At 67.0% G+C, this 26818-nt stretch carries 25 protein-coding genes and 2 pseudogenes; 21 read left to right on the forward strand and 6 right to left on the reverse strand.

Translation table 11 applies throughout. The features are described from left to right. Nucleotides 1-32: 32 nt before the first annotated feature. From sufC to CNE_RS25475, 8 genes are all read left to right on the forward strand, one after another. Complete coding sequence (gene sufC, locus CNE_RS25440) at nucleotides 33-779, forward strand: Fe-S cluster assembly ATPase SufC (RefSeq protein ID WP_013953169.1); 747 nt, start codon at nucleotides 33-35, stop codon at nucleotides 777-779. Continuing rightward, nucleotides 776-2119 (forward strand): Fe-S cluster assembly protein SufD, encoded by a 1344-nt coding sequence (gene sufD / locus CNE_RS25445; protein WP_013953170.1) that lies wholly within the window; start codon nucleotides 776-778, stop codon nucleotides 2117-2119. Before sufC ends, sufD begins: the two co-directional genes overlap by 4 nt. Then, nucleotides 2116-3384 carry a cysteine desulfurase gene (locus tag CNE_RS25450; RefSeq protein ID WP_013953171.1) on the forward strand — a complete coding sequence of 423 codons (1269 nt, stop codon included), beginning with the start codon at nucleotides 2116-2118 and terminating at the stop codon, nucleotides 3382-3384. The genes sufD and CNE_RS25450 overlap by 4 nt, the downstream gene beginning before the upstream one ends. After that, nucleotides 3384-3830 carry a Fe-S cluster assembly sulfur transfer protein SufU gene (sufU, locus tag CNE_RS25455; RefSeq protein WP_013953172.1) on the forward strand — a complete coding sequence of 149 codons (447 nt, stop codon included), beginning with the start codon at nucleotides 3384-3386 and terminating at the stop codon, nucleotides 3828-3830. The genes CNE_RS25450 and sufU overlap by 1 nt, the downstream gene beginning before the upstream one ends. A 4-nt stretch (nucleotides 3831-3834) precedes the next feature. Continuing rightward, nucleotides 3835-4203, forward strand: a complete 369-nt coding sequence (locus CNE_RS25460; protein WP_013953173.1) for an SUF system Fe-S cluster assembly protein — start codon at nucleotides 3835-3837, stop codon at nucleotides 4201-4203. 1 nt (nucleotide 4204) lies between these two features. Then, nucleotides 4205-4525, forward strand: a complete 321-nt coding sequence (locus tag CNE_RS25465; protein WP_013953174.1) for a non-heme iron oxygenase ferredoxin subunit — start codon at nucleotides 4205-4207, stop codon at nucleotides 4523-4525. Between the two features lie 152 nt (nucleotides 4526-4677). Next, complete coding sequence (locus CNE_RS25470; protein ID WP_013953175.1) at nucleotides 4678-8145, forward strand: adenylate/guanylate cyclase domain-containing protein; 3468 nt, start codon at nucleotides 4678-4680, stop codon at nucleotides 8143-8145. Further along, nucleotides 8142-8786: an HD domain-containing protein gene (locus CNE_RS25475; RefSeq protein WP_013953176.1), complete on the forward strand. Its 645-nt coding sequence runs from the start codon at nucleotides 8142-8144 to the stop codon at nucleotides 8784-8786. The genes CNE_RS25470 and CNE_RS25475 overlap by 4 nt, the downstream gene beginning before the upstream one ends. On the opposite strand, the gene CNE_RS25480 is transcribed toward CNE_RS25475, so the two are convergent. After that, complete coding sequence (locus tag CNE_RS25480; RefSeq protein WP_013953177.1) at nucleotides 8767-9798, reverse strand: patatin-like phospholipase family protein; 1032 nt, start codon at nucleotides 9796-9798, stop codon at nucleotides 8767-8769. The two genes, CNE_RS25475 and CNE_RS25480, sit on opposite strands and share 20 nt — an antisense overlap. A 261-nt stretch (nucleotides 9799-10059) precedes the next feature. Here CNE_RS25480 and CNE_RS25485 point away from each other — a divergent pair, with 261 nt between their 5' ends. After that, nucleotides 10060-11538, forward strand: a complete 1479-nt coding sequence (locus CNE_RS25485; RefSeq protein WP_080569596.1) for a sensor domain-containing diguanylate cyclase — start codon at nucleotides 10060-10062, stop codon at nucleotides 11536-11538. A 34-nt stretch (nucleotides 11539-11572) separates the two neighbouring features. Here CNE_RS25485 and CNE_RS25490 read toward each other — a convergent pair whose 3' ends face one another. Next, nucleotides 11573-12115, reverse strand: a complete 543-nt coding sequence (locus tag CNE_RS25490) for a MarR family winged helix-turn-helix transcriptional regulator (protein WP_013953179.1) — start codon at nucleotides 12113-12115, stop codon at nucleotides 11573-11575. Nucleotides 12116-12210: 95 nt separating this feature from the next. Between CNE_RS25490 and CNE_RS25495 the strand changes: the two genes are divergently transcribed. The 3 genes from CNE_RS25495 to CNE_RS25505 all read left to right on the forward strand — a co-directional run bounded on the left by CNE_RS25495 (nucleotide 12211) and on the right by CNE_RS25505 (nucleotide 15410). After that, nucleotides 12211-13188, forward strand: coding sequence for a Bug family tripartite tricarboxylate transporter substrate binding protein (locus CNE_RS25495; RefSeq protein ID WP_013953180.1), 978 nt, complete (start codon nucleotides 12211-12213; stop codon nucleotides 13186-13188). 17 nt (nucleotides 13189-13205) lie between these two features. Further along, nucleotides 13206-14774 carry a sulfatase-like hydrolase/transferase gene (locus CNE_RS25500; RefSeq protein ID WP_013953181.1) on the forward strand — a complete coding sequence of 523 codons (1569 nt, stop codon included), beginning with the start codon at nucleotides 13206-13208 and terminating at the stop codon, nucleotides 14772-14774. A 108-nt stretch (nucleotides 14775-14882) separates the two neighbouring features. After that, entirely contained in the window at nucleotides 14883-15410 is a 528-nt protein-coding gene (locus tag CNE_RS25505) for a host attachment protein (RefSeq protein WP_013953182.1), read from the forward strand. A 51-nt stretch (nucleotides 15411-15461) separates the two neighbouring features. Here CNE_RS25505 and CNE_RS41575 read toward each other — a convergent pair whose 3' ends face one another. Further along, entirely contained in the window at nucleotides 15462-15722 is a 261-nt protein-coding gene (locus CNE_RS41575; RefSeq protein WP_013953183.1) for a hypothetical protein, read from the reverse strand. A 271-nt stretch (nucleotides 15723-15993) separates the two neighbouring features. Further along, nucleotides 15994-16704, reverse strand: a complete 711-nt coding sequence (locus tag CNE_RS25515; protein WP_013953184.1) for a GntR family transcriptional regulator — start codon at nucleotides 16702-16704, stop codon at nucleotides 15994-15996. A gap of 175 nt (nucleotides 16705-16879) precedes the next feature. On the opposite strand from CNE_RS25515, the gene CNE_RS25520 reads away from it, so the two are divergent. The 8 genes and pseudogenes from CNE_RS25520 to gabD all read left to right on the forward strand — a co-directional run bounded on the left by CNE_RS25520 (nucleotide 16880) and on the right by gabD (nucleotide 23364). Further along, a complete protein-coding gene (locus tag CNE_RS25520) occupies nucleotides 16880-17119 on the forward strand; it encodes a GMC family oxidoreductase N-terminal domain-containing protein (RefSeq protein ID WP_148271665.1) in 240 nt (79 codons plus the stop codon). Further along, a pseudogene (locus CNE_RS25525) lies at nucleotides 17101-17391 on the forward strand (GMC oxidoreductase); the annotation flags it as partial. The gene CNE_RS25520 and the pseudogene CNE_RS25525, both read left to right, overlap by 19 nt. A 48-nt stretch (nucleotides 17392-17439) precedes the next feature. Then, nucleotides 17440-18351: a TauD/TfdA dioxygenase family protein gene (locus tag CNE_RS25530; protein ID WP_013953185.1), complete on the forward strand. Its 912-nt coding sequence runs from the start codon at nucleotides 17440-17442 to the stop codon at nucleotides 18349-18351. Between the two features lie 34 nt (nucleotides 18352-18385). Then, a pseudogene (locus CNE_RS25535) lies at nucleotides 18386-19793 on the forward strand (aldehyde dehydrogenase family protein). A 194-nt stretch (nucleotides 19794-19987) separates the two neighbouring features. Beyond that, nucleotides 19988-21208 carry an AI-2E family transporter gene (locus tag CNE_RS25540; protein ID WP_013953186.1) on the forward strand — a complete coding sequence of 407 codons (1221 nt, stop codon included), beginning with the start codon at nucleotides 19988-19990 and terminating at the stop codon, nucleotides 21206-21208. Between the two features lie 109 nt (nucleotides 21209-21317). After that, complete coding sequence (locus tag CNE_RS25545) at nucleotides 21318-21533, forward strand: hypothetical protein (RefSeq protein WP_041228903.1); 216 nt, start codon at nucleotides 21318-21320, stop codon at nucleotides 21531-21533. 91 nt (nucleotides 21534-21624) lie between these two features. Beyond that, nucleotides 21625-21843, forward strand: coding sequence for a DUF3079 domain-containing protein (locus CNE_RS25550; protein ID WP_013953188.1), 219 nt, complete (start codon nucleotides 21625-21627; stop codon nucleotides 21841-21843). 72 nt (nucleotides 21844-21915) lie between these two features. Further along, nucleotides 21916-23364 carry an NADP-dependent succinate-semialdehyde dehydrogenase gene (gene gabD / locus CNE_RS25555; protein WP_013953189.1) on the forward strand — a complete coding sequence of 483 codons (1449 nt, stop codon included), beginning with the start codon at nucleotides 21916-21918 and terminating at the stop codon, nucleotides 23362-23364. 101 nt (nucleotides 23365-23465) lie between these two features. Here the strand turns inward: gabD and CNE_RS25560 are convergent, their stop codons facing one another. Then, nucleotides 23466-24128, reverse strand: a complete 663-nt coding sequence (locus CNE_RS25560; protein WP_013953190.1) for a hypothetical protein — start codon at nucleotides 24126-24128, stop codon at nucleotides 23466-23468. A gap of 111 nt (nucleotides 24129-24239) precedes the next feature. After that, nucleotides 24240-24521 (reverse strand): flagellar transcriptional regulator FlhD, encoded by a 282-nt coding sequence (locus tag CNE_RS42250; RefSeq protein WP_013953191.1) that lies wholly within the window; start codon nucleotides 24519-24521, stop codon nucleotides 24240-24242. A 249-nt stretch (nucleotides 24522-24770) separates the two neighbouring features. Between CNE_RS42250 and CNE_RS25570 the strand changes: the two genes are divergently transcribed. Beyond that, nucleotides 24771-26768, forward strand: a complete 1998-nt coding sequence (locus CNE_RS25570; RefSeq protein ID WP_013953192.1) for a PAS domain-containing hybrid sensor histidine kinase/response regulator — start codon at nucleotides 24771-24773, stop codon at nucleotides 26766-26768. Nucleotides 26769-26818 lie beyond the last annotated feature (50 nt).

A 26818-nucleotide genomic window follows, 5' to 3' on the forward strand; every position in this document is an offset into this window, starting at 1 on the left:
CCGCAGGGCGCACTGGATGAAAGAAGCCGGCCATGCTTGAGATCCGCAAGCTGCATGTCAGCGTAGATGACAAGCCCATCCTGCACGGCATCGACCTCGCCGTGAAGGCCGGGGAGGTGCACGCCATCATGGGCCCGAACGGTTCGGGCAAGAGCACCCTGGCCCACGTACTGGCCGGGCGCGACCGCTTTACCGTGACAGAGGGCGAGGTCCTCTATGACGGCACCAGCCTGCTTGGCATGCCGCCGGAAGAGCGCGCCCGCGCGGGCATCTTCCTCGCCTTCCAGTATCCGGTGGAAATCCCCGGCGTCTCCAATATCTACCTGCTCAAGGCGGGGCTCAACGCGATCCGCAAGCACCGCGGCCAGCCAGCGCTGGACGCCATGGATTTTCTCGCCCTGGTCAAGGACAAGCTCCAGCTCATGGAAATGGACCAGGACCTGCTTTACCGATCGGTGAACGAAGGCTTCTCCGGCGGCGAGAAGAAGCGCAACGAGATCCTGCAGATGGCGGTGCTGGAGCCGCGCCTCGCCATTCTCGACGAGACCGACTCTGGCCTCGACATCGACGCGCTCAAGATCGTCGCCAGGGGCATCGAGGCCATGCGCAGCCCGCAACGCGCGATTGTGCTGGTCACGCACTACCAGCGCCTGCTCGATTACATCGTGCCGGATCAGGTTCACGTGCTTGCGCAAGGCCGCATCGCCAGGTCTGGCGGGCCCGAGCTGGCGCGCGAGCTGGAGCGGCACGGCTATGCCGGGATGGAGTCTTCAACATGAGCGCAAGCGGACTGGAGCACTATCTCGCCGAGTTCGCCCGCGTCGAGGCCGCACTGCCCGGCCGCCGCCTGGGCTGGCTTGCGCACGCGCGCCGGCAGGCGCTGGAGTATTTCGCCCAGGCCGGGTTCCCCACGCTGCGCCAGGAGGACTGGAAATACACCAGCGTGGCCGCACTCGAGCGAAGCCGCTTTGCCGTGGCACTGCCGCAGGGCGGCGACGGCCTGGACGGCGCGGTGGCAGCGCAGATCGAGGCGCTCGCCCTGGCCGGCGCGCACCTGATGGTGTTCGTCAATGGCGTGCACCAGCCGCAATGGTCGCGCATTGGTGCCCTGCCTGCGGGCACGGAGCTGGCCAGCCTGGCCGCGACGCTGGAGCGCGCGCCGGACTGCCTGGAAGCGCTGCTCGTGCGTCGCACAAGCGAGTACCCGTCCGGTTTTGCGTCCGGTTTCGCCGCCTTGAACATGGCGCTCATGACTGATGGAGCCTATATCCGCGTGGCGGCGGGCACCGTCCCCGAACAGCCAATCCACTTGCTGTTCCTCGCCACGGCTGGCGAGCTGGCAACCCATGCGCGCAACCTCGTGGTGGCGCAAGCCGGCAGCCAGGTCTGCATCGTGGAGCATCACGCGGGCCTGGATGGCCTGGCCTATTGCACCAATACCATCACCGACATCGTTGCCGAGCGCGATGCGCAGGTCGAACATCACAAGCTGCAGCAGGAGAGCCTCAAGGCCTTCCATATCGCCGGCGTGAACCTGGACCAGCGGCATGGCAGCCGCGTCGCCTCCAGTTCCTTTGCCCTGGGCGCCGCCCTGGCGCGGGTCGACATTGAAGTCGGGCTGAATGCCGAGCATACCGATTGCTCGCTGGACGGGCTGTATATGACCGGCGGGCGGCAGCATATTGACCACCACACCCGCATCGACCACGCCAGCCCGCACAGCAAGAGTCGCGAGTTCTATAAAGGCGTGCTGGCGGGCGCCTCGCGCGCCGTCTTCAACGGCAAGGTGGTGGTGCATGCCGATGCGCAGCACAGCGACGCGCATCAGTCCAACCGCAACCTGCTGCTGTCCGACAACGCCGAGGTCGACACCAAGCCGCAACTGGAGATCTATGCCGACGACGTCAAATGCAGCCACGGCGCCACCGTAGGCCAGCTCGATCCCGAGCAGATCTACTACCTGCGCTCGCGTGGGATGGACGATGCCGAGGCGCGTGCCCTGCTGACCTTTGCCTTCGCCGAGGAGGTCGTCAGGCGGCTCGGCCCTGCCCCATTACGCACGCGGCTGGAAACGCTTTTGCGCGGCCGGCTGCCGGAGCCCGTGAAGGAACTGCCATGAACACGGCTGCGCATGAACTGATGGCCGTGGAGCAAGCGTTGACGGTCGCCAGCCCGGAGGTAGAGCGGCTGCGGCAGGATTTCCCTATCCTGCGCCAGACCGTCAACGGCAAGCCGCTGGTCTATCTGGACAACGCCGCCACCACCCAGAAGCCGCAAAGCGTGATCGATTCCGAAGCGCATTACTATGGCGCGCTCAACGCCAATATCCACCGCGGCGTGCATACCCTGAGCCAGCGCGCCACGGATGCCTATGAGGCCGCGCGCGACGCAGTGCGAGACTTGATCAACGCCGCCGGGCGCGAGGAAATCGTGTTCGTGCGCGGCACCACCGAGGCGATCAACCTGGTGGCGGCAACTTTCGGCCAGCGCCTGCGCCCGGGCGACGAGATCCTGATCAGCGCGATGGAGCACCACTCCAATATCGTGCCGTGGCAACTGGCGTGCCAGCGCACCGGCGCCTTGCTGCAGGTGGCACCGATCAACGATGCCGGCGAGCTAATGCTGGAGCAGTTCGCGCAATTGCTCGGCTCCCGCACCAGGCTGGTCGCGCTGACGCACCTCTCCAACGCGCTTGGCACCGTCAACCCGGTGCGACACATCATCGAGCTGGCGCATTTCCATGGCATCCCGGTGCTGATCGATGGCGCCCAGGCCGTGCCGCACCTCAAGGTCGACGTGCAGGCCCTCGATTGCGATTTCTACGCGTTCTCCGGGCACAAGCTTTACGGCCCCACCGGCGTCGGCGTGCTCTACGGCAAGGCCGCGCTGCTCGATGCCATGCCGCCTTACCAGGGCGGCGGGGACATGATTCGCGAGGTCACGTTCCGCAAGACCACCTACAACGGGCTTCCCTACAAGTTCGAGGCCGGCACCCCCAATATCGCCGGCGTCATCGCCCTTGGCGCCGCCATCAGGTACGTGCGCGCGGTCGGCCTGGAAGCCATCGCCGCCCACGAGCACGCGCTGCTCGCCTACGCCGGCGCGCAGGCAGCGAGGATCGCCGGCCTGCGCATGATCGGCACGGCTGCCGACAGGGCGAGCATCCTCTCGTTCACCCTGGACGGCATCCATCCGCACGATGTCGGCACCATCCTCGATCAGCACGGCGTGGCGGTCCGTGCCGGCCACCATTGCGCCATGCCGGTGATGGAGCGCTTCGGCGTGCCTGCCACGGTGCGGGCTTCCTTCGCGTTGTACAACACGCGTGAAGAAGTGGATGCACTGTTTGCTGCCGTGCGCGCGGCACAGGAGGTATTCGCCTGATGTCTGACCTGCGCAACCTCTACCAGGAAGTGGTTGTCGACCACAGCCGCTCGCCGCGCAATTTCGGGCGGCTGGCGGCAGCGAACCGCAGCGCCGAGGGCTTCAACCCGCTGTGCGGCGACCGGTTGACGCTGTACCTGAGAATCCGCGACGGGGTGATCGAGGACGCCAGCTTCGAGGGCTCGGGCTGCGCCATCTCCACCGCCTCGGCCTCGCTGATGACAGAAGCGCTCAAAGGCAAGACCGAGGCGCAGGCGCGGGTTTTGTTCTCCGGCTTCCACGCGCTGGTGACCGGAGCGCCGGGGCAGGCCGAGGTGCCGATGGGAAAGCTGGAGGTCCTGGCCGGCGTGCGCGAGTTCCCGGCACGCGTGAAGTGCGCCACCCTGGCGTGGCATACCATGCAAGCCGCTTTGGAGAACAGCGCCAGGCCGGTCTCAACGGAGTAAAACCATGAGCATGATCGATTGGCTGCACAAGGCCAGGGAACACGAAGACAGGTTCGAGCCTGAGCCGGACAGCCTCGAGGGGCGGGTGATAGCGGCCTTGCGCACGGTGTACGACCCCGAGATCCCGGTCAATATCTACGACCTTGGCCTGATCTACCAGCTATCGGTGGACGAAGCCAGCGGCAAGGTGGGCATCCGCATGACGCTGACCGCACCGGGCTGCCCGGTGGCGCAGACATTCCCTGGCGTGGTGGAGGGCGCCGTGATGGAAGCCAGCGGGGTGGAAGAAGTCGAGGTGGAACTGGTGTGGGACCCGCCCTGGTCGAGAGAACGGATGAGCGAGGCGGCACGCCTGGAACTGGGGCTGCTCTGAAATGAGTGATTGGATCGATGTCGCCCAAGCCCAGGACTTCGCGCCCGGCACTTGCCGCAGCGTCGATGTCGATGGCGTCCAGGTCGCGGTATTCAATGTGGATGGCAATTACTACGCCATCGAGGACCTCTGCTCGCATGAGGCCGAGCCGCTCTGCGGCGGCGACGTGGAAGGCCAGGAAGTCGTCTGCCCGCGCCACGGCTCGCGCTTTTCCCTGCTGACGGGCGAGGCGCTGTCCCCGCCCGCCTACGAACCGGTGGCGACGTTCCCGGTCCGGGTGGCGGACGGCAAGGTGCAGGTCAGGGACGAGCGCGGGGAATAAGCGTACATCCCGAGTCGGTGCAAGATCAGTCACTTGGCCTGGAGCAGTCTGGACGCACTGTCATCAGGCAGCACCGCCTTGCCATCCCCGTCGATCCCACCTCTAATAGTGTTGAGTACCGTCCAGGCGACCAACGACGGCCAGGAGGCGAAATGCGCTGCACCAGTTGCGGTTTCGCGAACCTTGCGGGAGCCAACTTCTGTGAGGCATGCGGGGCAAGGCTTGGCCGAGCCTGCCCACAGTGTGGCGAAGAGGCCACTGCAGCCGCGAAATTCTGCCGCGCTTGCGGCTTTGCGCTGTCCGACGCCCCTGCCAGCACTGCTTCCACGCCAGTGCCGCCTGCGGCCACGGCCCCGGTCCTCTACACGCCGCCCCACCTTGCCGGGCGCATCTTGGCCGAGCAGGCTGCAATGGAGGCCAGGGGCGAGACTGCCGGCGAGCGCAAGACCATCACCGCGCTGTTTGCCGACATGGCGGGCTCGACCGCGCTGACGCAGGACCTGGACCCCGAAGACGCGCGCCGGCTGATCGACCCCGTGGTGACGCTGATGATGGAAGCCGTCCACCACTATGAGGGCTATGTGGCCAAGTTCCTCGGCGACGGCATCCTGGCGCTGTTCGGCGCGCCGATTGCCCACGAGGACCATGCCTTGCGCGCGCTCTACGCGGCGCTGCGCATGCAGGATGCGATGCATCGCCACAGCGACCGGGTGCGGCTGGAGCAAGGCATTCCGCTGCAGATCCGGATCGGCGTCCATACCGGCGAAGTCGTGGTGCGCTCGATCCGCAAGGATGACCTGCATACCGACTACGATCCGGTCGGGCACACCATCCATATCGCTTCGCGCATGGAGGGGATTGCCACGCCGGCGTCGATCCTGGTCAGCGAATCGACTCACAGGCTCACCGAAGGCTATTTCGAGTTCACGGCGCTGGGGACCACCCATGTCAAGGGCGTGCGCGACCCGCTCGCGGTGTATGAGGTGGTTGGCCTGGGTGCCTTGCGCACGCGCCTGCAGGTGGCAGCGCACCGCGGACTGGCCAGGTTTGTCGGGCGACAGGATGAGCTGGCGCACTTGCACGCGGCGCTGGAGCAGGCCAAGGCGGGGCACGGGCGCATTGTTGCAGTGGTCGGCGAAGCGGGGGTCGGCAAGTCCCGGCTGTTCCATGAATTCAAGGTCAGGTCGCAGCAGGGCTGCCTGGCGCTGGAGACCTTTTCGGTCTCGCACGGCAAGGCTTTTGCCTACCTGCCGCTGATCGAGATGCTGAAGAGCTATTTCCAGATCACGGCGCAGGACGGCGACCGCAGCTGCCGCGAAAAGGTCACCGGCAGGCTGCTGACGCTGGACCGTTCGCTGGAAGAGCACCTGCCCTACCTGCTCTACCTGCTCGGCACCATTGAGCCTGACTCGCCGTTGCCGACCATGGACCCGACCATCCGGCGCCAGCGCACCTTCGACGCCATTGCGCGGCTGCTGGTCCGGGAAAGCCTCAACCAGCCACTGGAAGTCATTTTCGAAGACCTGCAATGGCTGGACGGTGAGACCGAGGCGTTCCTCAACATGCTGATCGACCATGTACCCGGCGCGCGGATCCTGCTGCTGGTGAACTACCGGCCGGAGTACAGCCATCACTGGAATGCGGACGGGCATTATTCGCAGCTGCAGCTGCAGCCGCTGGGGCAGGCGGAGGCGCAGGAACTGCTGACCGCGCTGCTCGGGGACGACCGCAGCCTGGTGCCGCTGAAGCGGCTGGTCCTCGACAAGACCGAAGGCAACCCCTTCTTCATGGAGGAAGTGGTCCAGACCCTGGCCGAGGAAGGCGCGCTGCTCGGCCAGCCCGGCTGCTACCGCATCGAGACCGCGCCGGCCCTGCTCCATATCCCCACCACCGTGCAGGGCGTGCTGGCCGCCCGTATCGATCGGCTGCCGCTGGCCCAGAAGGAGCTGTTGCAGACGCTGGCCGTGATCGGCAAGGAGTTCCCGCTGAGCCTGGTCCTGCGCGTGACCGGCTTGCCGGAAGACCACTTGCATCCGCTGCTGGCCGACCTGCAGGCTGCGGATTTCGTCTACGAACGTCCAGCGTTCCCCGAGGTCGAGTACGCCTTCAAGCACGCGCTGACCCAGGAGGTGGCCGGCAGCTCGCTGCTCACCGAGCGGCGCAGCGCGTTGCATGAAAGCTCCGCCCAGGCCATCGAGGCGCTCTTCCATGGCCGGCTCAAGGACTACTGCAGCGAACTGGCGCACCACTACAGCCTCAGCGGCAACATCCCGAAGGCGGTCGAGTACCTGCACTGCGCCGGCCAGCAGGCACTGCTGCGCTCCGCGCAGGCCGAAGCGATCCGGCACCTGAGCACCGCCATCGACCTGATCAAGCGGCAACCCGACAGTGCCGAGCGCGCGCGCCAGGAACTGACGCTGCTGCTTGCGCTCGGGCCCGCGCTGATTGCGGCCCGGGGCCAGGCATCACCCGAAGTGGAGGGCAATTACCGGCGGGCGCTGGCCTTGTGCGAGCAAGGCCAGCAGACGCCCTACCTGTTCTCGGCACAACTGGGGCTGTGGGCGTTCTATCAGCTGCGTGCGCAATACCAGGTCTCGCTGCCTTTGGGCAAGCGGCTGCTTGCGCTGGCCATGAAGTCGCAGAAGCCCAAGCAACTGGCGGAGGGCCATCGCGCGATTGGCGCCACGCTGTTCCGCCTCGGCATGCTGGACGCCGCGCGCAAGCATGTTGAGGCGGTGCTCGCGGTGCCGCATCCTGAACAACCAGCGTACGACTTCCTGACGGGCTACGGGCGCGACCCGGCCGTCCACGCTACCAGTACGCTGGGCTGGATCCTGTGGTACCAGGGGTTGGCGGACCAGGCACTGGCGCGCTGCCAGGAGGCGCTGGCCATGGCCCGGGCCCGGCCGGATGCATACAACCTTGCGCTGTGCCTGGTATTTGCCGCGGAACAGCATCGATGCCGGCACGAAGTCCGGCTGACACAGGAGTATGCCGAAGCCGCCATCGCCATATCGGGCGAACAGGGTTTTCCGATCTACCTGTCGTGGGGCACCGTCCTGCAGGGCTGGGCGATGGCGGAGCTGGGCAGTCACCAGGAAGGCGTTGCGCTGACGCGCCAGGGCGTAGCCGCCTATGAGGCCACCGGCGGCAGACTGGGCATGCCGAACCTCCTGGCCCTGGTTGCCGAGGCCTGCGGCAGGGCAGGCCAGACCACCGCCGCGCTGGACGTGCTCACGCAGGCACAGGCGCTGGTGGAAGAGACCGGAGAGCGGCTCGATGAGTCAACCGTGTACCGGCTGCGCGCCGAGATGCTGCTGCAGCTGTCGGCAGAGCACCCCGCGCCGCCAGCCGCGCAGGTGGAAGCCGAGGCCTGCTTGCACCGGGCCATCACGGTCGCCCACGAACAACGTGCAAAACCGCTGGAACTGCAGGCCACCCTGAGCCTGGCCCGGCTGTGGCGTCAACAAGGCAAGGGCGACGCGGCGCGTGAAGCGCTGGCCCGGATCCATGGCAGCTTCAGCGAGGGCACCGATACCGCGGACTGGCGGGAGGCCCAGGCGCTGCTCGAAGCGCTGACCGCCGACCACGCCAATACCACGGAGCGCCCGCACGCATGACTCCGACGCCAGCCCTCCCCCTGCAAGACCGCTTTGTCGCCCTGTGGACACGTGCGGGCGGCACGCGCGCGGCCGACGCCTATACCGATCTCGCCTGTTACTACGGTGAACCGACGCGGCACTACCACACCCTCGACCATGTACGCCGCTGCCTGCACGACCTGGACTGGGCGCGCAGCGCGATACCGGATACCGACGAGGTGGAGCTGGCGCTCTGGTGCCACGACGTCATCTACGTGCCCGGCGCCACGGACAACGAGCAACGCAGCGCCGAATGGTTGCGCCATTGGGCAGGCGGCACCATCGCCGCCGCCGCGCGCGTGGCCGCCCTTATCCTGGAAACCACCCACGCCGAAGTGCCGGCAAGCCTGGCTGGCCGCTTCACCGCCGATATCGACCTGGCGGCGCTGGGCTGCAGCCGCGCGCGCTTCCAGGAAAATGGCGCCAACCTGCGGGCCGAACGCACCGACGTGGACGACGCCGCCTATGACGTCGCCGAGCGCGCCTTCCTGGGTGCGCTGCTGGCCAGCCCACGCATCTACACCACCGATCTGTTCCAGGCGCGCTACGAGGCGCAGGCACGCGCCAACCTGACGTGGCGGCTGGCACAGCCGGTCTGGCCTACAGGAACTCTCCGCTGATATCGATGCTGGAGCACCGGCCCACGCTGTCGTAGTGCTGCTCCAGCCACCGGCTCGCTTCTGCCCGGCCCTTGTCGCGCAGCGAGCACAGGAAGTCCCAGTCGGCGTTGTACTTGGTGGAGACCCCCAGCGCGGCCATGGTCTGGTCCGAGCGGATCGAGTGGATCCACATCTCCTTCATCTCCGTGCGGTCGACCTTGCCCTGCTGGATCAGCGACGTGACGAAGGCAATGGCGCGCATCTCGCGCATCAGCGACGAGTTGAAGCTGACCTCATTGACGCGGTTCAGGATATCCGCGGCCGTGGTCGGCACACCGTGGCGCACGATCGGGTTGATATGGACGATCACGACATCGTGGGTCTGGCAGTGATAGATCAGCGGAAAGATCGCCGGGTTGCCGACATAGCCGCCATCCCAGTAGTGCTGGCCGTCGATGCTGACCGCCTGGAACAGCGTAGGCACGCAGGCCGAGGCCAGCACGGCGTCGATGCTGAGTTCCTCGGGCGGGAAGATGCGTATCCGGCTGGTCTCGATATTGGTCGCACACAGGTACAGCTGGATCGGGCAATGCTCGCGCAGTGCCGCAAAGTCGACCTGGCTGCCAAGCACTTCGCGCAGCGGATTCAGGTTATTGGGATTGAACTGGTATGGCGACAGCAGGCGCAGCGCGATGTCGGCCATCGCATACATCGGGGAATGGTTCAGGCCCAGCGTATGGCTGCTCTTGAACCAGGGCAGCCACCGGAACGGGTTGTAGCGCTGCGCCGAGTGCGCGATCGCCTCCCAGAAATCATGCAAGGCCAGGCGTGCGCCGTCACTGCCGCCCTGCAGCAGCCCGTAGGCCAGCACCGTGGCGTTCATGGCCCCGGCGCTGGTGGCGCTGACGCCTTCGATCGCCAGCCTGCCGTCCTCCAGCAGCCGGTCGAGCACGCCCCAGGTAAAGGCGCCATGCATGCCGCCGCCCTGCAGGGCGAGCGCCACAGGCTTGGGTTGTGCAGGCTCTGGCTGCATGCGTTCTTCCCTTCAGCGGCGGCAACCCGCCATGATCAAGTGTAGGGAAGAACTGTGCGCGCAGCGTAGTGCCGGACGCGCGCAGTGGCACACACCACGCATGCCCTGGCCAGGGGACGAAACGCTGGCGCACAAGGCAACTGAGCCAGGCAGCGGCCAGGTACTACAATGGCCGCATAAAAAGCAGAACAGCTCTCCTTCGTGCGTCAAATACCTCACTTTCCAGCCCGAAAAGCCATTTCCCGCCCGGCCTCACTAATCGTGGCCGCCAGCCTTGTCCTGGTCTGCATGATCGCGGCCCTTGGCGCGCTCGCGCTGGTGCAGATGCGCAGGGATGCACTGGACAATGCCGGCGAGGCCGCGGCCAACCTGGCGCTGACGCTGGAACGCAGCATCACGCGCAACCTGCAGATCCACGAACTGGCGATCGGGGGCGTGGTGGAAGCCATGCACGATCCCGCACTGCTGGCGCAACCGCCGGCGCTGCGCCAGCGGCTGCTGTTCGACCGTTCGATCAATGCCGAAGACATGGGCTCGCTGCTGGTCACCGACGCCAACGGCATGCTGGTATTCGACTCGCACCAGTGGCCGCCGCGCCCGGTCAACGTCTCTGACCGCGACTACTTCCAGGCGCACCGCAGCGGCGATCACAGCGGCCTGTTCCTGAGCCGGCCGTTCCAGCCGCGCCTGACGCCGGAGAACAAGTCCATCGGCATCAGCCGGCGGCTCTCCGGGCCGGACGGCAGCTTTGCCGGCATCGTGGTCGGCACCTTGCGCCTGAACTACTTCCGCAAGCTGTTCGATGGCGTAAGCCTTGGCGCGGGCGGCACCCTGACGCTGCTGCGTACGGACGGCACCATCATCATGCGGCGGCCCTATGAAGCCGAATCGATCGGGCGCGACATCTCCGGCAGCCCGTCATTTGCACCACTGCTGCAAGGCACGCAAGGCACGTTTATCGGCGTCGCGGCAGTCGACGGAATTCAGCGGCTTTACAGCTTCAGGCGCATTCCGGGCTTTCCGCTGCTGGTCGTGGTGGGACGCGCCACCCACGACGTGCTGGCACCGTGGTACAAGCGCGCCTGGGTGTTCGGCGCGCTGATCATCGCGCTGGACGCGATCATCATCGCGCTCTCGGTATTGCTGTCGCGCCAATGGCGGCGCCGCGCCGAGATGGAAGAGCACCTTCGCTGGATGGTCAACACCGATGGCCTGACCGGCCTGGGCAGCCGCCGCGCGCTGGACGATGCCGCCGACGTGGAATGGCGGCGCGCGCGGCGGCACGGCGAGCCTTTGTCGCTGCTGATGCTCGACGTCGACCATTTCAAGGAGTTCAATGACCGCTACGGACACCAGGCCGGTGACGATGCGCTGGCCGCGGTGGGCGCCTGCATCCAGCGCCATGTGCGGCGGCCGGGCGACTATGCGGGGCGCTATGGCGGCGAAGAGTTTGCCATCCTGTTGCCCCACACCAACGCAGCCGGCGCGGCCGCCATGGCCGAGACCATCCGCGCCGCCGTCCAGGCCTTGCGGATTCCGAATGCGGCCGGCGCCGACGGGCACTTGACGGTCAGCATCGGTGCGGTGACCGATGCCAACAGCGCTGGCAACGAAAAGGATTTCGCGGAGCTGCGCGCCTTTCTCCGTGCCGGCGACGAAGCGCTCTACCTGGCCAAGCGCTCCGGGCGCAATTGCGTCGCAACCTTCGGCGCGACGACGGCGGTGGCAATAGCGCCCTGAACGCGTGCCGCTGCGTGCTCGCTACACAAAGTGCCTATGCCCGCCAGACCTGCAGCAGATCCCACGCCGGCTCTTCCCCTTCCGGCTGTGGCAACGCTTGCGCCTCCGCCAGCATCGCACCGGCCTGCGCCTGCAGCTTTTCCAGGCAGCGCGACAGCACGCGCGCCTCTTCCGCCGTCAGGCAGCCAGCCAGCCGCGTATTGAAGTCCCGCGCCTGCACGAACGCTGCACGGTAGACGGCTTCGCCTTGCTCGGTCAGCGTGAAGGCTGCTGCGCGCCGGTCCTGGGTACGCGTTTCGCGGCGGACCAGGCCGCGTTCCACCAGGACGTGGACGGCGCGGCTGGCCAGCACCTTGTCCAGGCCGGCGCTTTCGGCCAGTTCGGTCAGCCGGGTGCCGGGCTGCTCGCCAAGGAAAGAAATCATGCGCCATTCGCGCCGCGTGACGCCCGCCCTGGCGCGCAGGTGCAGCGCCGCGGCGCCCAGCGCGACGCGGTTCAGGTGGTAGACCCGGTAGTTGATGAAATCTACCAGCCGCTGCGGCCGCTGCAGGCGGTTGCCGCTGTTGTCGTGTGCCATGCCACACCTGCCAATTAGTTGACTTTGTCAATTATATCGACGGGTGTTAGCTTGCATCGACGCCGCTTGCCGGCGGACAACAAACTGGAGACATCGTGAGCCCTCGCACCTTCCTTCCCCGATTCGCCGCGTGCCTGCTGGCCGTTGCCGCGGCATGGTCCGCACCCGCCAGCGCCCAATCGGACCGTCCGCTGCGCATCCTGGTGGGCTACCCGGCCGGCGGCACTGCCGACCTCGCCGCACGCCTGGTCGGCGACAAGCTGCGCGAGACCCTGAACCAGACCGTGGTCATCGAGAACAAGCCCGGGGCCGGCGGGCGGCTGGTGATGGACTACGCGCGCACGCAGCCGGCCGATGGCAATACCCTAGTGGTGGCCAACTCGGCGGTCATGACGATTGCGCCGCTGGTCTACCGCAAGCTCAACTACGATATCCAGCGCGATTTCACGCCGGTGGCGCAGGCCGCCAACTTCCAGCTGGCGCTCGCCACCGGGCCGGCCAGCCCGGCGCGCACGCTGAAGGACTATGTGGCATGGCTCAAGGCCGGCCCGCAGAACAACTCCTACGCCTCGCCGGCGCTGGGCAGCATCCCGCATTTCTTCGGGCTGATGATCGGCAAGCAGGTTGGCATCGACATGCTGCACGTCCCCTTCAACGGCTCGGCGCCGCTGATGAGCGCGCTGGTCGGCGGGCAGGTGCCGGCTTCGGTCGACACCCTTGCTGACCTGACCGAAATGCACCGCGCCGGCAAGATCCGCGTGCTGGCGACTTCCGGCACCCACCGCTCGGTGGCGCTGCCCGATGTGCCGACTTTCACCGAGCTTGACTACAAGGGCATCGAAGGTGAAGGCCGTTACGGCCTGCTGGCACCCGCGGGCACGCCGCGCCCGGTGCTCGACAAGCTCAACGCCGCCATCGTCAAGGCCGTGCAGTCGCCGGACGTGCGCGAGAAGTTCCTCAAGCTGGGGCTGGAACCCGCAACCGGCCCGGCCGACGCCTTTGCCGGCGTGCTCAAGGCTGACGCCCGCAAGTGGGCACCGGTGGTAAAGGCATCCGGCTATACCGGCGACTGAAGCGCGGCAAACCGATCATGACCATCCGCAATACCCTCTTCATCATGTGCGACCAGCTCCGGCGCGACCACCTGGGTTGCTACGGGCATCCGGCGCTGCGCACGCGCAATATCGATGCGCTGGCCGCGCGCGGCGTTCGATTCGACCGTGCCTTCGTCACTTCCGGGGTCTGCGGCCCGAGCCGCATGAGCTTCTATACCGGCCGCCATGTCAGCAGCCACGGCGCAACCTGGAACCGCGTGCCGCTGTCGGTCGGCGAAGTCACGCTGGGCGAATACCTGAAGCACAGCGGCCGCGCGCTGGCGCTGGCGGGCAAGACCCATATGATGCCGGACAACGCCAACCTGAAGCGGCTGCACCTGGATGGCGGCACCGAGCTGGAAACGCTGCTGCGCAGCGGCCACTTCACCGAAGTCGACCGCCATGACGGCCACCACGCCGAGCCGCACAGCGCCTACGCCGACTGGCTGCGCCAGCAAGGCTACGATAGCGCGGATCCGTGGACCGACTACGTGATCAGCGCCGAGAACGAACGCGGCGAGATCGTCTCCGGCTGGCACATGCGCAACGCCGGCCTGCCCGCGCGCGTGGCCGAGCCGCATTCCGAGACCGCGTACACGGTGGACCAGGCGATGCAGTACATCGCCACGCGCGGCGATGATCCATGGGTGCTGCACCTGTCGCTGGTGAAGCCACACTGGCCCTACCTGGCGCCCGCGCCCTACCACGCCGCGTATTCGCTCGACGACTGCCTGCCGCTGCAGCGCCACGAGGCCGAGCTGGAAGACCCGCACCCGGTGCTGTCGGCCTACCGCACTCAGGAAGAATGCGCCAACTTCATGCGCCAGGAAGTGTCGGACACGGTGCGCCCCGCCTACCAGGGCCTGATCCAGCAGATCGACGACCGGCTCGGCCAGCTATGGGAGCAACTCGAACGCCTGGGCCGCTGGCAGGACACGCTGATCGTCTTCACCGCCGACCATGGCGATTTCCTGGGCGACCACTGGCTGGGCGAGAAGGAGCAGTTCTATGACACCGTGCAGAACATCCCGCTGATCGTCTACGATCCCTCGCCGCAGGCGGATGCCACGCGCGGCACCGCGCAGGCCAGCATGGTCAGCGCGGTCGACGTGGTGCCTACGGTGCTGGACGCACTAGGCCTGCCGCCGGCCGACCACCGCATCGAGGGCCGCTCGTTGCTGGACCTGACGCGCGCGGGCGAGCGTGCCGATGCCGGTAGCTGGCGCGATTTCGTCGTATCCGAACTGGACTACGCCTATCGCGGCGCTCGCGTGGCGCTGGGCCGCCATCCTGGCGAGTGCCGCGCCTGGATGGTGCGCGACGCGCGCTGGAAATATGTGCACTGGCAAGGGTTCCGGCCACAGCTGTTCGACCTGCAGAACGATCCGCAGGAATATTTCGACCTGGGCAGCGACCCCGGCCACGAAGCCGTGCGCAGCGCCATGCGCTTGCGGCTGCTGGAGTGGTTCTGCACGCTCAAGCCGCGCGTGACGGTGACCAACGAAGAGGTGGCGGCCAAGACCAATGTGTACAAGCAGGCGGGCGTGTTCTTTGGCGTGTGGTGACTACGCGCCGCGCCACCTGCGGTCCGGCGACGTGCCCCTGCCCGGATGGCGTATCCTTTGAAGCGAGGGATGGGGGGGCCGTTGTTCGGACCGGCAACCGGAGCGATCATGAAAATCACCTGGATCCTTGTGGCGGACGAATCCCTCGCCCGCATCTTCGCCTCGCACGCCTCAACCGCGCCAATGGCGCTGGTTGAGGAAATCACTGACGCGGCAGCACATGGCGACCGCGCGGACCTGCGCCGCGACGCCTACGGCCGGCGCGGCCACGCCGCGGTACAGGGCGACGCCGGGCACCCCGGTGCCCACCAGGCCGGGCCGTCCACCGTCACATCCTCGGCCGGCGAGGATGAACTGCACCAGGAAGCACAGCTGTTTGCCCGTCGCGTGGCGGACTATCTTGCCGATGCGCGCAACAAGCAGCGCTTTGACTCCCTGGCGCTGATCGCGGCGCCGCGCTTCCTGGGCCTGCTGCGCAAAGCCCTTCCCGCCGGCGTCACGGACGTCGTCACGAAGGAAATTGGCAAGGACTTCACCCACGTGCCCAACAACGACCTGCAACAACGGCTGGCCGACGAAAACATCATTCCCGCGCGCCGCGATGCGCGCGTCATTACCGGCCGGGACCGGTCGTGAAGCCTCGCAGCCGCCGGTGCCAGGCCACTGGCGGCTGCGTCGGCGTCGGCGTCAGCGGGCCGTGCCCGAACCGCTGGCTGCACCGCTGCTGCCGCTGGATGTGCCGCTCGGGCTGGTCGTACTGGTCGCGCCGGACGTGCCGGTAGAAGTGCTGGAGCCAGGCGTGCCGTAGCCGCTGCGGCTGCGGTTCTGTTCCGTGACCGAGCCCGAGCCGGACAGCGAGCCGGAACCGGTGGTGCTGCCGGTGGCGGTGCAACCCGCCAGGATGCCAAGTGCGAGCAGGGCAGTGCCGATGCCTAGGGTTGTTTTCATGTCTTCCTCCATCTAGCAGGTTGGCGGCAAGCCTTGCTGCACGGCGCAGGCTGCCGGCGAGCGCGCCGGAACGCAGCTCTGCAGCGGAAGACGCAACTGACGTACCAGTGGGGCTATGCGGCCATCGGCGCCGACTGTGTTAGCAACGCAGCGCCCGGCAATGCAGGAAAGTGACATGACTGCGACCCGGCCGCAGTAATAAGTGCGCGCCGCGGATAAAAGTTACCGCGCCGGCGCAGTTCAGTATCGCCTAAGATGCCAGGCATCTGCCCTATCGCGTCAGTGTCCACTTGTAGGCATAGCGGTCCGGACGGAACATCAGTTCGCCGCAGAACAACGGTGTGTCGTCGATGTCACGCGGCGTGCTGCGCAGGCGCAGCAGCGGTTCGCCCTCGGCAACACCGAGCCGGCGCGCCACGTCCGCGGGCGCGGCAACGGCGGTGGCTTCCATCGCCACTTCCTTGAACCGGTATCCCAGCCGGCTTTCAAACAGCGACATGGCGTCGTTGGTTTCCAGGTCCTCCTGCACCAGGCGGCGCATCAGCGGCTCAGGACCCATCAGGGTGAAATGCGCGACGGCCGCGTCGTCCCAGTACCGCACAGTGGCCACGCTCAGCACCTTCTCGCCCGGCTGCAGACGCAGCGCCGCGGCCACATGGGCCGGCGCGCGCACCAGCCGTACCGACACCAGCTTGCCGTAGGCAAGCTGGCCACGGGCGCGTCCGGTTTCATAGAAGCCGGTCAGCGCGCCAAGGCTGGGCGTGTCTGAGGGACGGGTCACGAAACTGCCCTTGCCGTTGACCTTCTCGATCAGGCCGGCGTTGTGCAGCCCGGACAAGGCCTGGCGCACGGTGATCCGGCTGACCGCGAATTCCGTCACCAGCTCCGCCTCGGAAGGCAGCTTGGCACCGGGCGCCCATGTGTTGCTGGCAATCCGCTGGCGAATCTCGTTTTCGATCTCTTTGAACCTGGGCAGCGCCACATGTGTTCCGCCCTGGGCGGCTCCAAATTCTGGGTGGAACGGATTATACCTATCATGACAGGCCGCGGCGCGACCCTATTGACCTGTCATAACAGGTAATGGCAGTATCACCCATCGGCAATTGCGTGCGTCCCCAGGAAAGCACCGCCACAAGGCCGCTCAGGAGACACAGAAATTGAAACCCAACGCATTGCAAAGCACCGCCAGCCCCGCGGCCGAATTCGACGACATCGTGATCGGCGCCGGGTCTGCCGGGTGCGCCGTTGCTGGGCTCCTGGCCGAGGACACGGACGCAACGGTGGCGCTGCTCGAGGCCGGGCCGCAACTACGCCTACTAACCGTACCGCAACCGGGCCTGAACGGCCGCCGCTCCTACCAGCCGCGCGGTCGCGGCCTGGCGGAAGAGAAGTCCTGACCGACGCTTTCGGCCCCGACAGCAGCAATGAAGCCGCCATCCGCGACTTCGTGCGCGCGCATGCGGACACGGTCTACCACCCGGTCGGCACCTGCAAGATGGGCGTCGACAGCATGGCGGTGGTCGACCCGGATCTGCGCGTGCATGGCGTGGAGGGCCTGCGCGTCGCAGACGCATCGATCATGCCGACGCTGATCGGCGGCAACACCAACGCCCCCGCCGTCATGATCGGCGAAAAGGCGGCGGACCTGATCAAGGCCTCGCTCCGCTGAGCCGGCTATCCCCCTGCATTGGCAACCACAACACCGAGGAGACACCCCATGCAAGCCACTGCCGCAACCACCATCAGCCCGGAAGCCTACCGGGCGCTGGACAACGAAGCCTTTCCCTTTACCGTGCGCCGCTGCACGCCGACGATCGGCGCCGATGTCGAGGGCATCGATTTCCGCGAGCCGCTGGACGAGGAGAACTACCTCTCGCTGCGCCGCGCGCTGCTGAAGTACAAGGTGCTGTTCTTCCGCAAGCAAGCCATTACGCCCGCCCAGCACGTAGCCGTGGCGCGCCGATTCGGCGAGCTGGAAGTGCATCCCATGCTTACCAACCACCCGGAACATCCCGAACTGGTTGTATTCGGGCGCGATGGCAAGACGCGTGGCCGCGAGAACCTTTACCACTCGGACGTTACCTGGCGCGAGGTCCCGTCGATGGGTTCGATGCTGCGCTGCCTGGAATGCCCGGAAGTCGGCGGCGACACCATCTGGATAAACATGGCCGCCGCCTACGAGAACCTGCCTGAAGACATGAAGGCGCGCATCGCCAACCTGAAGGCCGTGCACGACGCGATGCCGACCTTCGGCTCGGCGCTGAACGAAGCGAAATATGCGGAGATGCGCGCCAAGTTTCCGCCGATGGTGCACCCGGTGGTACGCACGCACCCGGAAACCGGCGAGAAGATCCTGTTCGTCAACGAAGCCTTCACCACGCATTTCGCCAACTTCGCCAAGGAACAGCCGTATCGCATCGGTTCTGACTACCGGCCCGCGGAGCTGGACATGATGCAGTACCTGTACCGCCAGGCCGCCGCGCCGGAGTACCAGGTGCGCCTGCGCTGGCAACCCGACACCATCGCGCTCTGGGACAACCGCTCGACGCAACATTACGCGGTGCAGGACTACTTCCCGGCCGTGCGCCATATGAACCGCGCCACCATCATTGGCGACCGTCCGGTCTGACCGTATCCACCCACAAACATCCGAGGCAACCGGCATGAACGTCATCGACAAGTTCTATATCAACGGCAAGTGGGTGCAGCCCGCAGCGGGCGCGACCCAGGCCGACATCATCGACCCGGCCACCGAAGCGGTCGCCGGCAAGCTCGCCATGGGCACCGCGGCAGACGTGGACCACGCCGTGGCCGCAGCGCGCGCGGCCTTCCCGGCGTGGTCGGTGTCCACGCGTGAAACGCGCATCGCCCTGCTCGAACGCATCATCGCCGCCTACCAGGCGCGCACGGGCGACCTGGCGCAGGCGGTGCGCCAGGAGATCGGCGCACCGATCACGCTGGCCACCAACCTGCAGGCCGCGATCGGCCTGGCACAGTTGCAGGCAACGCTGCAGGCGCTGCGCGACTTCGAGTTCGAAACCACGCGCGGCATGAGCTGCATCCGGCGCGAGGCCATCGGCGTGGCGGCGCTGATCACGCCGTGGAACTGGCCGCTGAACCAGATCGCGGCCAAGGTGGCGCCGGCGCTGGCGGCGGGCTGCACCGTGGTGCTCAAGCCATCCGAGATTGCGCCGCTGGACGCCCGGATCTTCGCGGAGATCATGGATGCCGCGGATACGCCGCCGGGCGTCTTCAACATGATCTATGGTGGGCGCCGCGCTGTCGTCGCATCGCGACGTCGACATGGTCTCCATCACCGGCTCGACCCGCGCCGGCGTGGAAGTGGCCATCAGCGCCGCGCCCACGGTCAAGCGCGTGGCGCAAGAACTGGGCGGCAAGTCGCCGATGATCATCCTGGACGATGCCGACCTGCAGGCAGCGGTGACCAGCGGCGTGGCGCAGTGCATGGCCAACACCGGACAGACCTGCATCGCGCCGACGCGCATGCTGGTGCCGCGCTCGCGCTATGAACAGGCCGTGCAGATCGCCGCCGCCGTGGCCAACGCGGTCAAGGTAGGTGACCCGTCCGACCCCGAAACCAAGATGGGCCCGATCTCCAACCGCGGCCAGTACGACAAGGTGCAGCGCCTGATCGGAGTGGGCATCGAGGAAGGCGCGCGCGTGGCCGCAGGCGGCCCCGGCCGCCCCGACGGGCTGGAACGCGGCTTCTATGCGCGCCCGACCATCTTTGCCGACGTGCGCAATGACATGACCATCGCACGCGAAGAGATCTTCGGGCCGGTGATGTGCCTGCTGCCGTACGACACCGAAGACGAGGCCGTGGCCATCGCCAATGACACCGAGTTCGGCCTGGCCGCCTACATCGCGTCGTCCGACCCGGCGTGCGCGCGCAGGCTGGCCGCCCGCCTGCGCGCCGGCAGCGTGCGCATCAACGGCGCGACGATGGACCTCACCGCACCGTTCGGCGGCTACAAGACGTCCGGCAACGGGCGTGAATACGGCCCCGAAGGCATTGCCGAGTTCCTTGAAACCAAGACGGTGACTGGCTGAGCCTGCACGCTCCCAGCCTGCAGTCTCCGGACCGCCCGGTCGTGCGGCGACACGCTGCCGGCCGGCGGTGTCGCTTGTAAGGCACCTCACTACCGCGCTTGTCTGACATGCGCAGGCGGCGGCGTCCGACAGCCGCCACTTGTCGGCCAGCTATCTTCATAGCAGCGCCAGGCCTTTTGCCGGGGCGCCCGGCCATGTCGACCATCCCCGATTCCGCGGCTCCTTCGCTGCCCCCTGCCCCGCCCGTTCCGTTGCCCGCCGACGGTACCCCGCATGCTGGCGCCGACGCGCCTGGCACCGTGGCTGCAATGCCTGACACTGTCGTGCCAGGTGACGCCGTCACCGCCTCGCTGCAGCGCGCCAGCATCGCGCTGGTGGTGCTGGCCACGCTCTTTTCGCTGTACGCCGTGCATATCGCACGCGACTTTCTCATTCCGGTCGTGCTCGCGATCGTTCTGGCCTACCTGCTGGACCCGCTGGTGTGCGCGTTGCAGCGGCTGGGCCTGCCGCGCGCGCTGGCAGGCACCGTGGTGCTGCTGGCCGTGCTGGGCGTCCTGCTAAGCGGCGCCTACCTGTTGCAGGGGCAAGTGGAATCGATCGTCAACAGCCTGCCCGATACGGCCAGAAAGCTGTCGCGCTCGGTGGGCGCGCTGATGAGCGGCGACGATTCCATGTGGCAGAAGGTACGCCGCGCCGCCACCATCCTCAGCGGTACCGGCCAGCCCCCGCCCGCGCGCGGCACGCAGGTGGTGGTGGAGCAAACGCCCGCCCAGGTCCACAACATGCTGCTGGCCGGCTCGGTCAGCATCTTCACCATGGCCGGACAGGCGGTGGTGGTGGTCTTCCTGCTGTACTTCCTGCTGCTGGCCGGCGATACCTTCAAGCGCAAGTTCATCAAGATGGCCGGGACCACCATTTCCGAGAAGAAGATCAGCGTGCATATGCTGGACGAGGTCAACCTCGCCATCCGCCGCTATATGGGCATGCTGCTGGTGACCAATGCGGCTCTGGGCGCCTGTACCTGGCTGCTATTGAAGTGGCTCGGCGTGCACAACGCCGGCAGTTGGGCGATTGCGGCTGCGGCGCTGCACCTGGTGCCCTACTTCGGCGCCATGGCGATCGCGGTCTGCCTGGGAGTGGTGACGCTCATGCAGTTCGGCACGCTCGGCATGGCGGCCGCGGCGGCGGTCGGATCGCTGCTGATCGCCACGCTGATCGGGTCGGTCGTCACCACCTGGATGACCGGCCGCATGGCGCGGATGAACGCGGTGGCCGTGTTTGTTGCACTGCTCCTGTTCACCTGGCTCTGGGGCGCGTGGGGCATGTTGCTCGCCATCCCGCTGATCACAATCGCCAAGGTGGTTGCCGATCACATTGAAGGACTGGAAGTGGTGGCAGAATTCCTTGGTGAATAGCCGTTACGCCGCCGCCCAACGGCACTATCGTTCCGCCGCTATACTGGAAAAGCGAATGCTGCACCACAGCATTCTTGCTACGCCGGGGATAGTGCGGAGGAAAACAATGATGTCTTTATGCGACCTGTGCGAGTCGCAGCTGGACCGGCCTGGCCACGTGCCACCGCATCCCAGGCTGGTGAAGTCGGCGACCTTGCGCACCGCCAGTGGCCAGAATGCGTTTGTGTACCGTTGCGAGCACTGCGGCCAGACCCTGCTGCTGGCCTCGCCCGATGGCGAGGCGCCCGACCGCTGGACCCGGCTGGATGCCGACGGATGGAACTGAGCGGGATAGCCCCCGGCCTGACTTGCGCTCGCGCAAATCAACGGCTTGCGTATGTGGACATAATTCCCCCAGCATCTCCCAACCTCAAGCCATGGCCAAGAAATTTCCCCTGCATCCCCGCCACCCCGAGCGCATCTGCTGGGGCTGCGACAAGTACTGCTCCGTAGACGACATGGGCTGCGGCAACGGCTCCAGCCGCACGCAGCACCCCATTGAACTGCTCGGCGACGACTGGCTTGAATGCGGCGACTGGGGTATCGAGGCACCGTCCGCGGCCTCACCTGCCGGCCCGCCCAAGACTTCCACCTAGTCAGCCGGACTACAATCGTTGTCTCAAGCATCCACAAGACGCCCGGCATCGCCGGCATCCACCGAGACAACCATGCTGAACCTCCAGGACTCCTCTCTGCTGCGGCAGCAGTGCTATATCGACGGCCGCTGGGTCGACGGCGAGCGCCGCATCGACGTCACCAACCCAGCCACCGGCGAGCGCGTGGGACAGGTCCCGCAACTGGGCGCCGAGGAAACCCGCCAGGCCATCGAGGCTGCCAACCGCGCGCTGCCGGCCTGGCGCGCCCGCACCGCCAAGGAGCGCTCGGCGCTGCTGCGCAAATGGTTCGAACTGATCATGGCCAGCCAGGAAGACCTGGCGCGCATCATGACCGCCGAACAGGGCAAGCCGATCGCCGAAGCGCGTGGCGAAATCGCCTACGCGGCCTCGTTTATCGAATGGTTTGCCGAGGAAGGCAAGCGCGTCTATGGCGACACCATTCCGGCGCCGGTCAGCAACCAGCGCATTGTCGTGACCAAGGAACCGGTGGGGGTATGCGCGGCCATCACGCCGTGGAATTTTCCCGCTGCCATGATCACGCGCAAGGCCGGCCCGGCCCTGGCGGTGGGTTGCACCATGGTGCTCAAGCCGGCATCGCAAACCCCGCTGACAGCGCTGGCGCTGGTGGCCCTGGCCGAGCGCGCGGGCATCCCGGCCGGGGTGCTGTCGGTGGTGACCGGCTCGGCCGGCGCCATCGGCGGCGAGATGAGCAGCAACCCGCTGGTGCGCAAGCTCACCTTCACCGGGTCGACCGAGGTTGGCCGCATGCTGATGGCCCAGACCGCGTCGACGATCAAGAAGGTGTCGATGGAACTGGGCGGCAATGCGCCCTTTATCGTGTTCGACGATGCCGACCTGGACGCGGCGGTGGAAGGCGCGATCGTGTCCAAGTACCGCAATGCCGGCCAGACCTGCGTCTGCGCCAACCGCATCTACGTGCAGGCGGGCGTGTATGAGGCGTTTGCGCAGAAGCTGGTGGCGGCAGTGGCGGCCCTGAAGGTCGGCAACGGCATGGACGATGGCGTGCGCATCGGCCCGCTGATCGACGACAAGGCCGTGGCCAAGGTGGAAGAGCATATCGCCGACGCGCTCGGCAAGGGCGCGCGCCTGCTGCAGGGCGGCCAGCGCCATGCGCTGGGGCATTCTTTCTTCCAGCCGACCGTACTGGCCGACGTCGGCCCCGGCATGCTGGTCGCGCACGAGGAAACCTTCGGCCCGCTGGCGCCGCTGTTCCGCTTCGAAACCGAGGATGATGTCGTCGCCATGGCCAACGACACCGAGTTCGGCCTGGCCAGCTACTTCTATGCCCGCGACCTGGGCCGCGTCTGGCGCGTCTCCGAACGCCTGGAATACGGCATGGTGGGCGTCAATACCGGCCTGATCTCCAACGAGGTGGCACCGTTCGGCGGCGTCAAGCAGTCTGGCGTGGGCCGCGAGGGCTCGCACTACGGCATCGAGGATTATCTGGTCATCAAGTACACCTGCATGGCCGGTATCTGACCTGGCCGCGCCTTAGAACCTCTTAGCACGCCGTGTCCGCGCACACGGCGCGCCGGGGCTCGGGGCACCTCCGGCAGGTGTCGCGAAAGCACGCGATCCGGTCATGGACACGCTACATCTGCTCCAGCTGGTAGCTGGCGCGCAGCGCTGTAGCAGGTGCCGAACTCATACAGGGCGCCATCCGCCGCGCGAGACAGTCCTTCCAATGCCTGCGCCAGCTCCCGCCCTTCCACGCTGCGGTGGCGGCGCAGGCGCCAGGACAGAGGCTCCTGGCCCTGCGCAAGCAGGCTCTGCTCAAGATAGCCAAGCTGCTCGGCAACGGCCTGCGCGCCATGCAGCGCCGACAGGTAGGCACACACCACCGCGAGCCGCTGGTTCATCTCACCGCCCCGGCCCAGCAGTTCGCGCGCACAGGTACGCAGGGTATCCGCGTCGAACGATTTGCCTTCGTCGGCGGCCTCCTGCGCATAGGCGGCCAGCGGCAGCACCGTGACTGCCAGCCCTGGCGGCAGCACGCTGGTGAAACGGCTGGCGATGGCGTGCTGCAACGTGCTGTCCAGTTCGCAGCAGGTCGGCACAGCGGCATCGACATAGAATTCCAGCGCCGGCAGCCGCCCGTGGCCCATCGACACCACGGCACGCGCAGGCGGGTGCCCGGCCATCGCAAGCACCTCGAGGCCGGCCTCGACACAGCGCTGCTCATCGGGCTCTGCCCCCAGTGCCTGGACAATATCCTGCATCTGCAGCGTGCCCGTGATTTCCATGCGGGTAGCCCCGGGCAGGTGGTCCCCCTGCGGCCGGGGTCGGTCGCCATTCGCTTCCATTCGACTTGCGTCATCGCATTGCCCGTCATACAGCCTCCGATTTTGGTTCCACTACCCGCGCTGCGCGGCCATCACGATTGCCGCGTGCATGTTCTGCAGGGCATGCAATGGTTCGGCGCCGGTCAGCGCGGCCAGCAGCATGCTGTCTTCCAGCCGGAAACGGCACAGCACCAGGTACAGGCACTGGCCTTTGCGCAGGCGCACCGTGCGCTGGATGCCCTGGGCGCCGCCCGGCAGCCCCCGTGCGCCTCCCAGGCAGAAGCGGGCCAGATGGCAACCTGCGCTGCACGGCATGCCGTCGCACGGCAGGTGGCATTCGTCTAACTGTGTCATTGGCGCCCCTGGACGGAAGACCTGAAAGCCCTTCTGCCACCATTCTATGGAGCCAGCTTCTGCGGGCAATCCGCACATTCTGATTTGCCGTACGGAAGCTTCCGATCCTGAGCCGCGCCCGGGGCGCCTCCTGCCGCACCGGCATCCCGGCGATTCGCCCTGCCAGGCTGCGGGCGGGGGTATCCTTGCTGCAATACCAGGACCGGATGCGCTGGCGGCCACGCCGGCAGGACGCGTTCAGGACATGCCATGACAAGACACCCCGACGACCCGCAGCAACCTGCCGGAAGCGCACCTCGCCCCGACGCTGGCGAGCCATCGGGCGGGCGTTCGCACGACATCCGGGCCGACCTGCTGCCGGATGTGCCTTACCAGACCCTGGTGGACTCCGTTCAGGACTACGCCATCTTCACGCTTGACGTCGGCGGCCATGTCTCCAGCTGGAACAAGGGCGCGGCGCGCATCAAGGGCTATGCCCGCGAGGAGATCCTGGGCAAGCACTTCTCGCAGTTCTACACGCCGGATGCGATCGCCCGGAACTGGCCGCAAGCCGAGCTGAAGGCCGCGGCCGAACTGGGCCGGTTCGAGGACGAGGGGTGGCGCGTGCGCAAGGACGGCAGCCGCTTCTGGGCCAACGTCGTCATCACCGCCCTGAAGGACGCCGAGGGCCGGCTGATCGGCTTCGCCAAGGTCACGCGGGACATGACCGAGCGGCGCCGTGCCGCCGAGGCCCTGCGCCAGAGCGAAGAGACCCTGCGGCTGCTGGTGGAGGGGGTCAAGGATTACGCCATCTTCATGCTCGATCCCGACGGCCATATCGTCAGCTGGAATTCCGGTGCTTCTTATATCAAGGGCTACCGCCGCGACGAGATCATCGGCCGTCATTTCTCGGTGTTCTATCCGCAGGAGGATGTCGCCGCCGGCAAGCCGTCACGGCACCTGGCGCTGGCGCGGCGGGTCGGGCGCGTGGAGGACGAAGGCTGGCGCGTGCGCAAGGATGGCTCGCTGTTCTGGGCCAATGTCACCCTGACAGCGGTTTACGACGAGTCACGCACGCTGCGCGGCTTTGCCAAGGTGACGCGGGACATGAGCGAGCGCCGCCGCCGCGAAGAGCTGGAACGCTCCAGCCAGCGCATGAATGAGTTCCTTGCCACGCTTTCGCACGAACTGCGCAATCCGCTGGCGCCGGTGCACAGCGCGCTGGCGGCGATGCGGCTGGCGCCGCAGGACGCGGCGCTGGCAAACCGGAGCCTGGCCATGATCGAGCGCCAGGTGACCCACCTGAGCCGGTTGGTGGACGACCTGCTCGACATCGGGCGCATCACCTCCGGCCGGATCGAGCTGCGCATGGAGCCGGTCGAGTTCAACGAGATCATCGCGCTGGGCATCGAGGCAGCGCGGCCGGCGCTGGATGCCAAGTTGCAGTGCGTCGACGTGCAGACCCATGCCGGCTCGATCCCGATGCACGCCGACAAGACGCGGCTGGTGCAGGTCATGCAGAACCTGGTGCTCAATGCGTCGAAGTTCTCGCCGCCCGGGTCGTCGGTGACGATCGCCACCACGATCCAGAACCGCACACTGCAGGTCCAGGTGAAGGACCAGGGCCGCGGCATCGGGCCACACGCCATCGACGACATCTTCAACCTGTTCATGCAGGAAAGCCGCCCGGGCGCCGACGTGCAGGGAGGGCTGGGCATCGGCCTGTCGCTGTGCCGGTCGCTGGTAGAGCTGCACGGCGGCACCATCGATGCCGCCAGTGCCGGGCCGGGACAAGGCAGCACCTTCACGCTGCGCCTGCCGCTGCCGGCCTCGCGCAAGGAAGACGCCCGCCCGGGCGCAGCACTGCCGGCCCAGGCTCCGGTTGCGCCCGAGCTGCAGGCGCAGCGCATCCTGCTGGTCGACGACAACCGCGACGCCGCCGACAGCCTGGCCATGCTGCTGGAACTGTGCGGCCACGAGGTGACCATTGCCTATGACGGCGCCGAGGCCCTGCACGTGGCGCCGCGCTGCCGCCCGCATATCGCGCTGATCGACCTGGCCATGCCCGGCATGGACGGCTTCGAGGTGGTGCGCGCCATGCGCGGCCTGGCCGGCACCGAGCTGACCCGCTTCGTGGCGCTGACCGGCTTCGGCCAGCCGGCGGACCGGCAGCACACCGAGGCAGCCGGCTTCGACGCGCACCTGGTCAAGCCGGTGGAGCTGGAAACGCTGTTCGGCACCATCGCCCGGCTGCGCCAGCCGGAGTGACCCGCTCCGGCACCGAACCCGACCTTCGCCAATCCCAAACACGCGCCTGC

The sequence above is a fragment of the Cupriavidus necator N-1 genome, from assembly GCF_000219215.1.
Classification (GTDB): Bacteria; Pseudomonadota; Gammaproteobacteria; order Burkholderiales; family Burkholderiaceae; genus Cupriavidus; species Cupriavidus necator.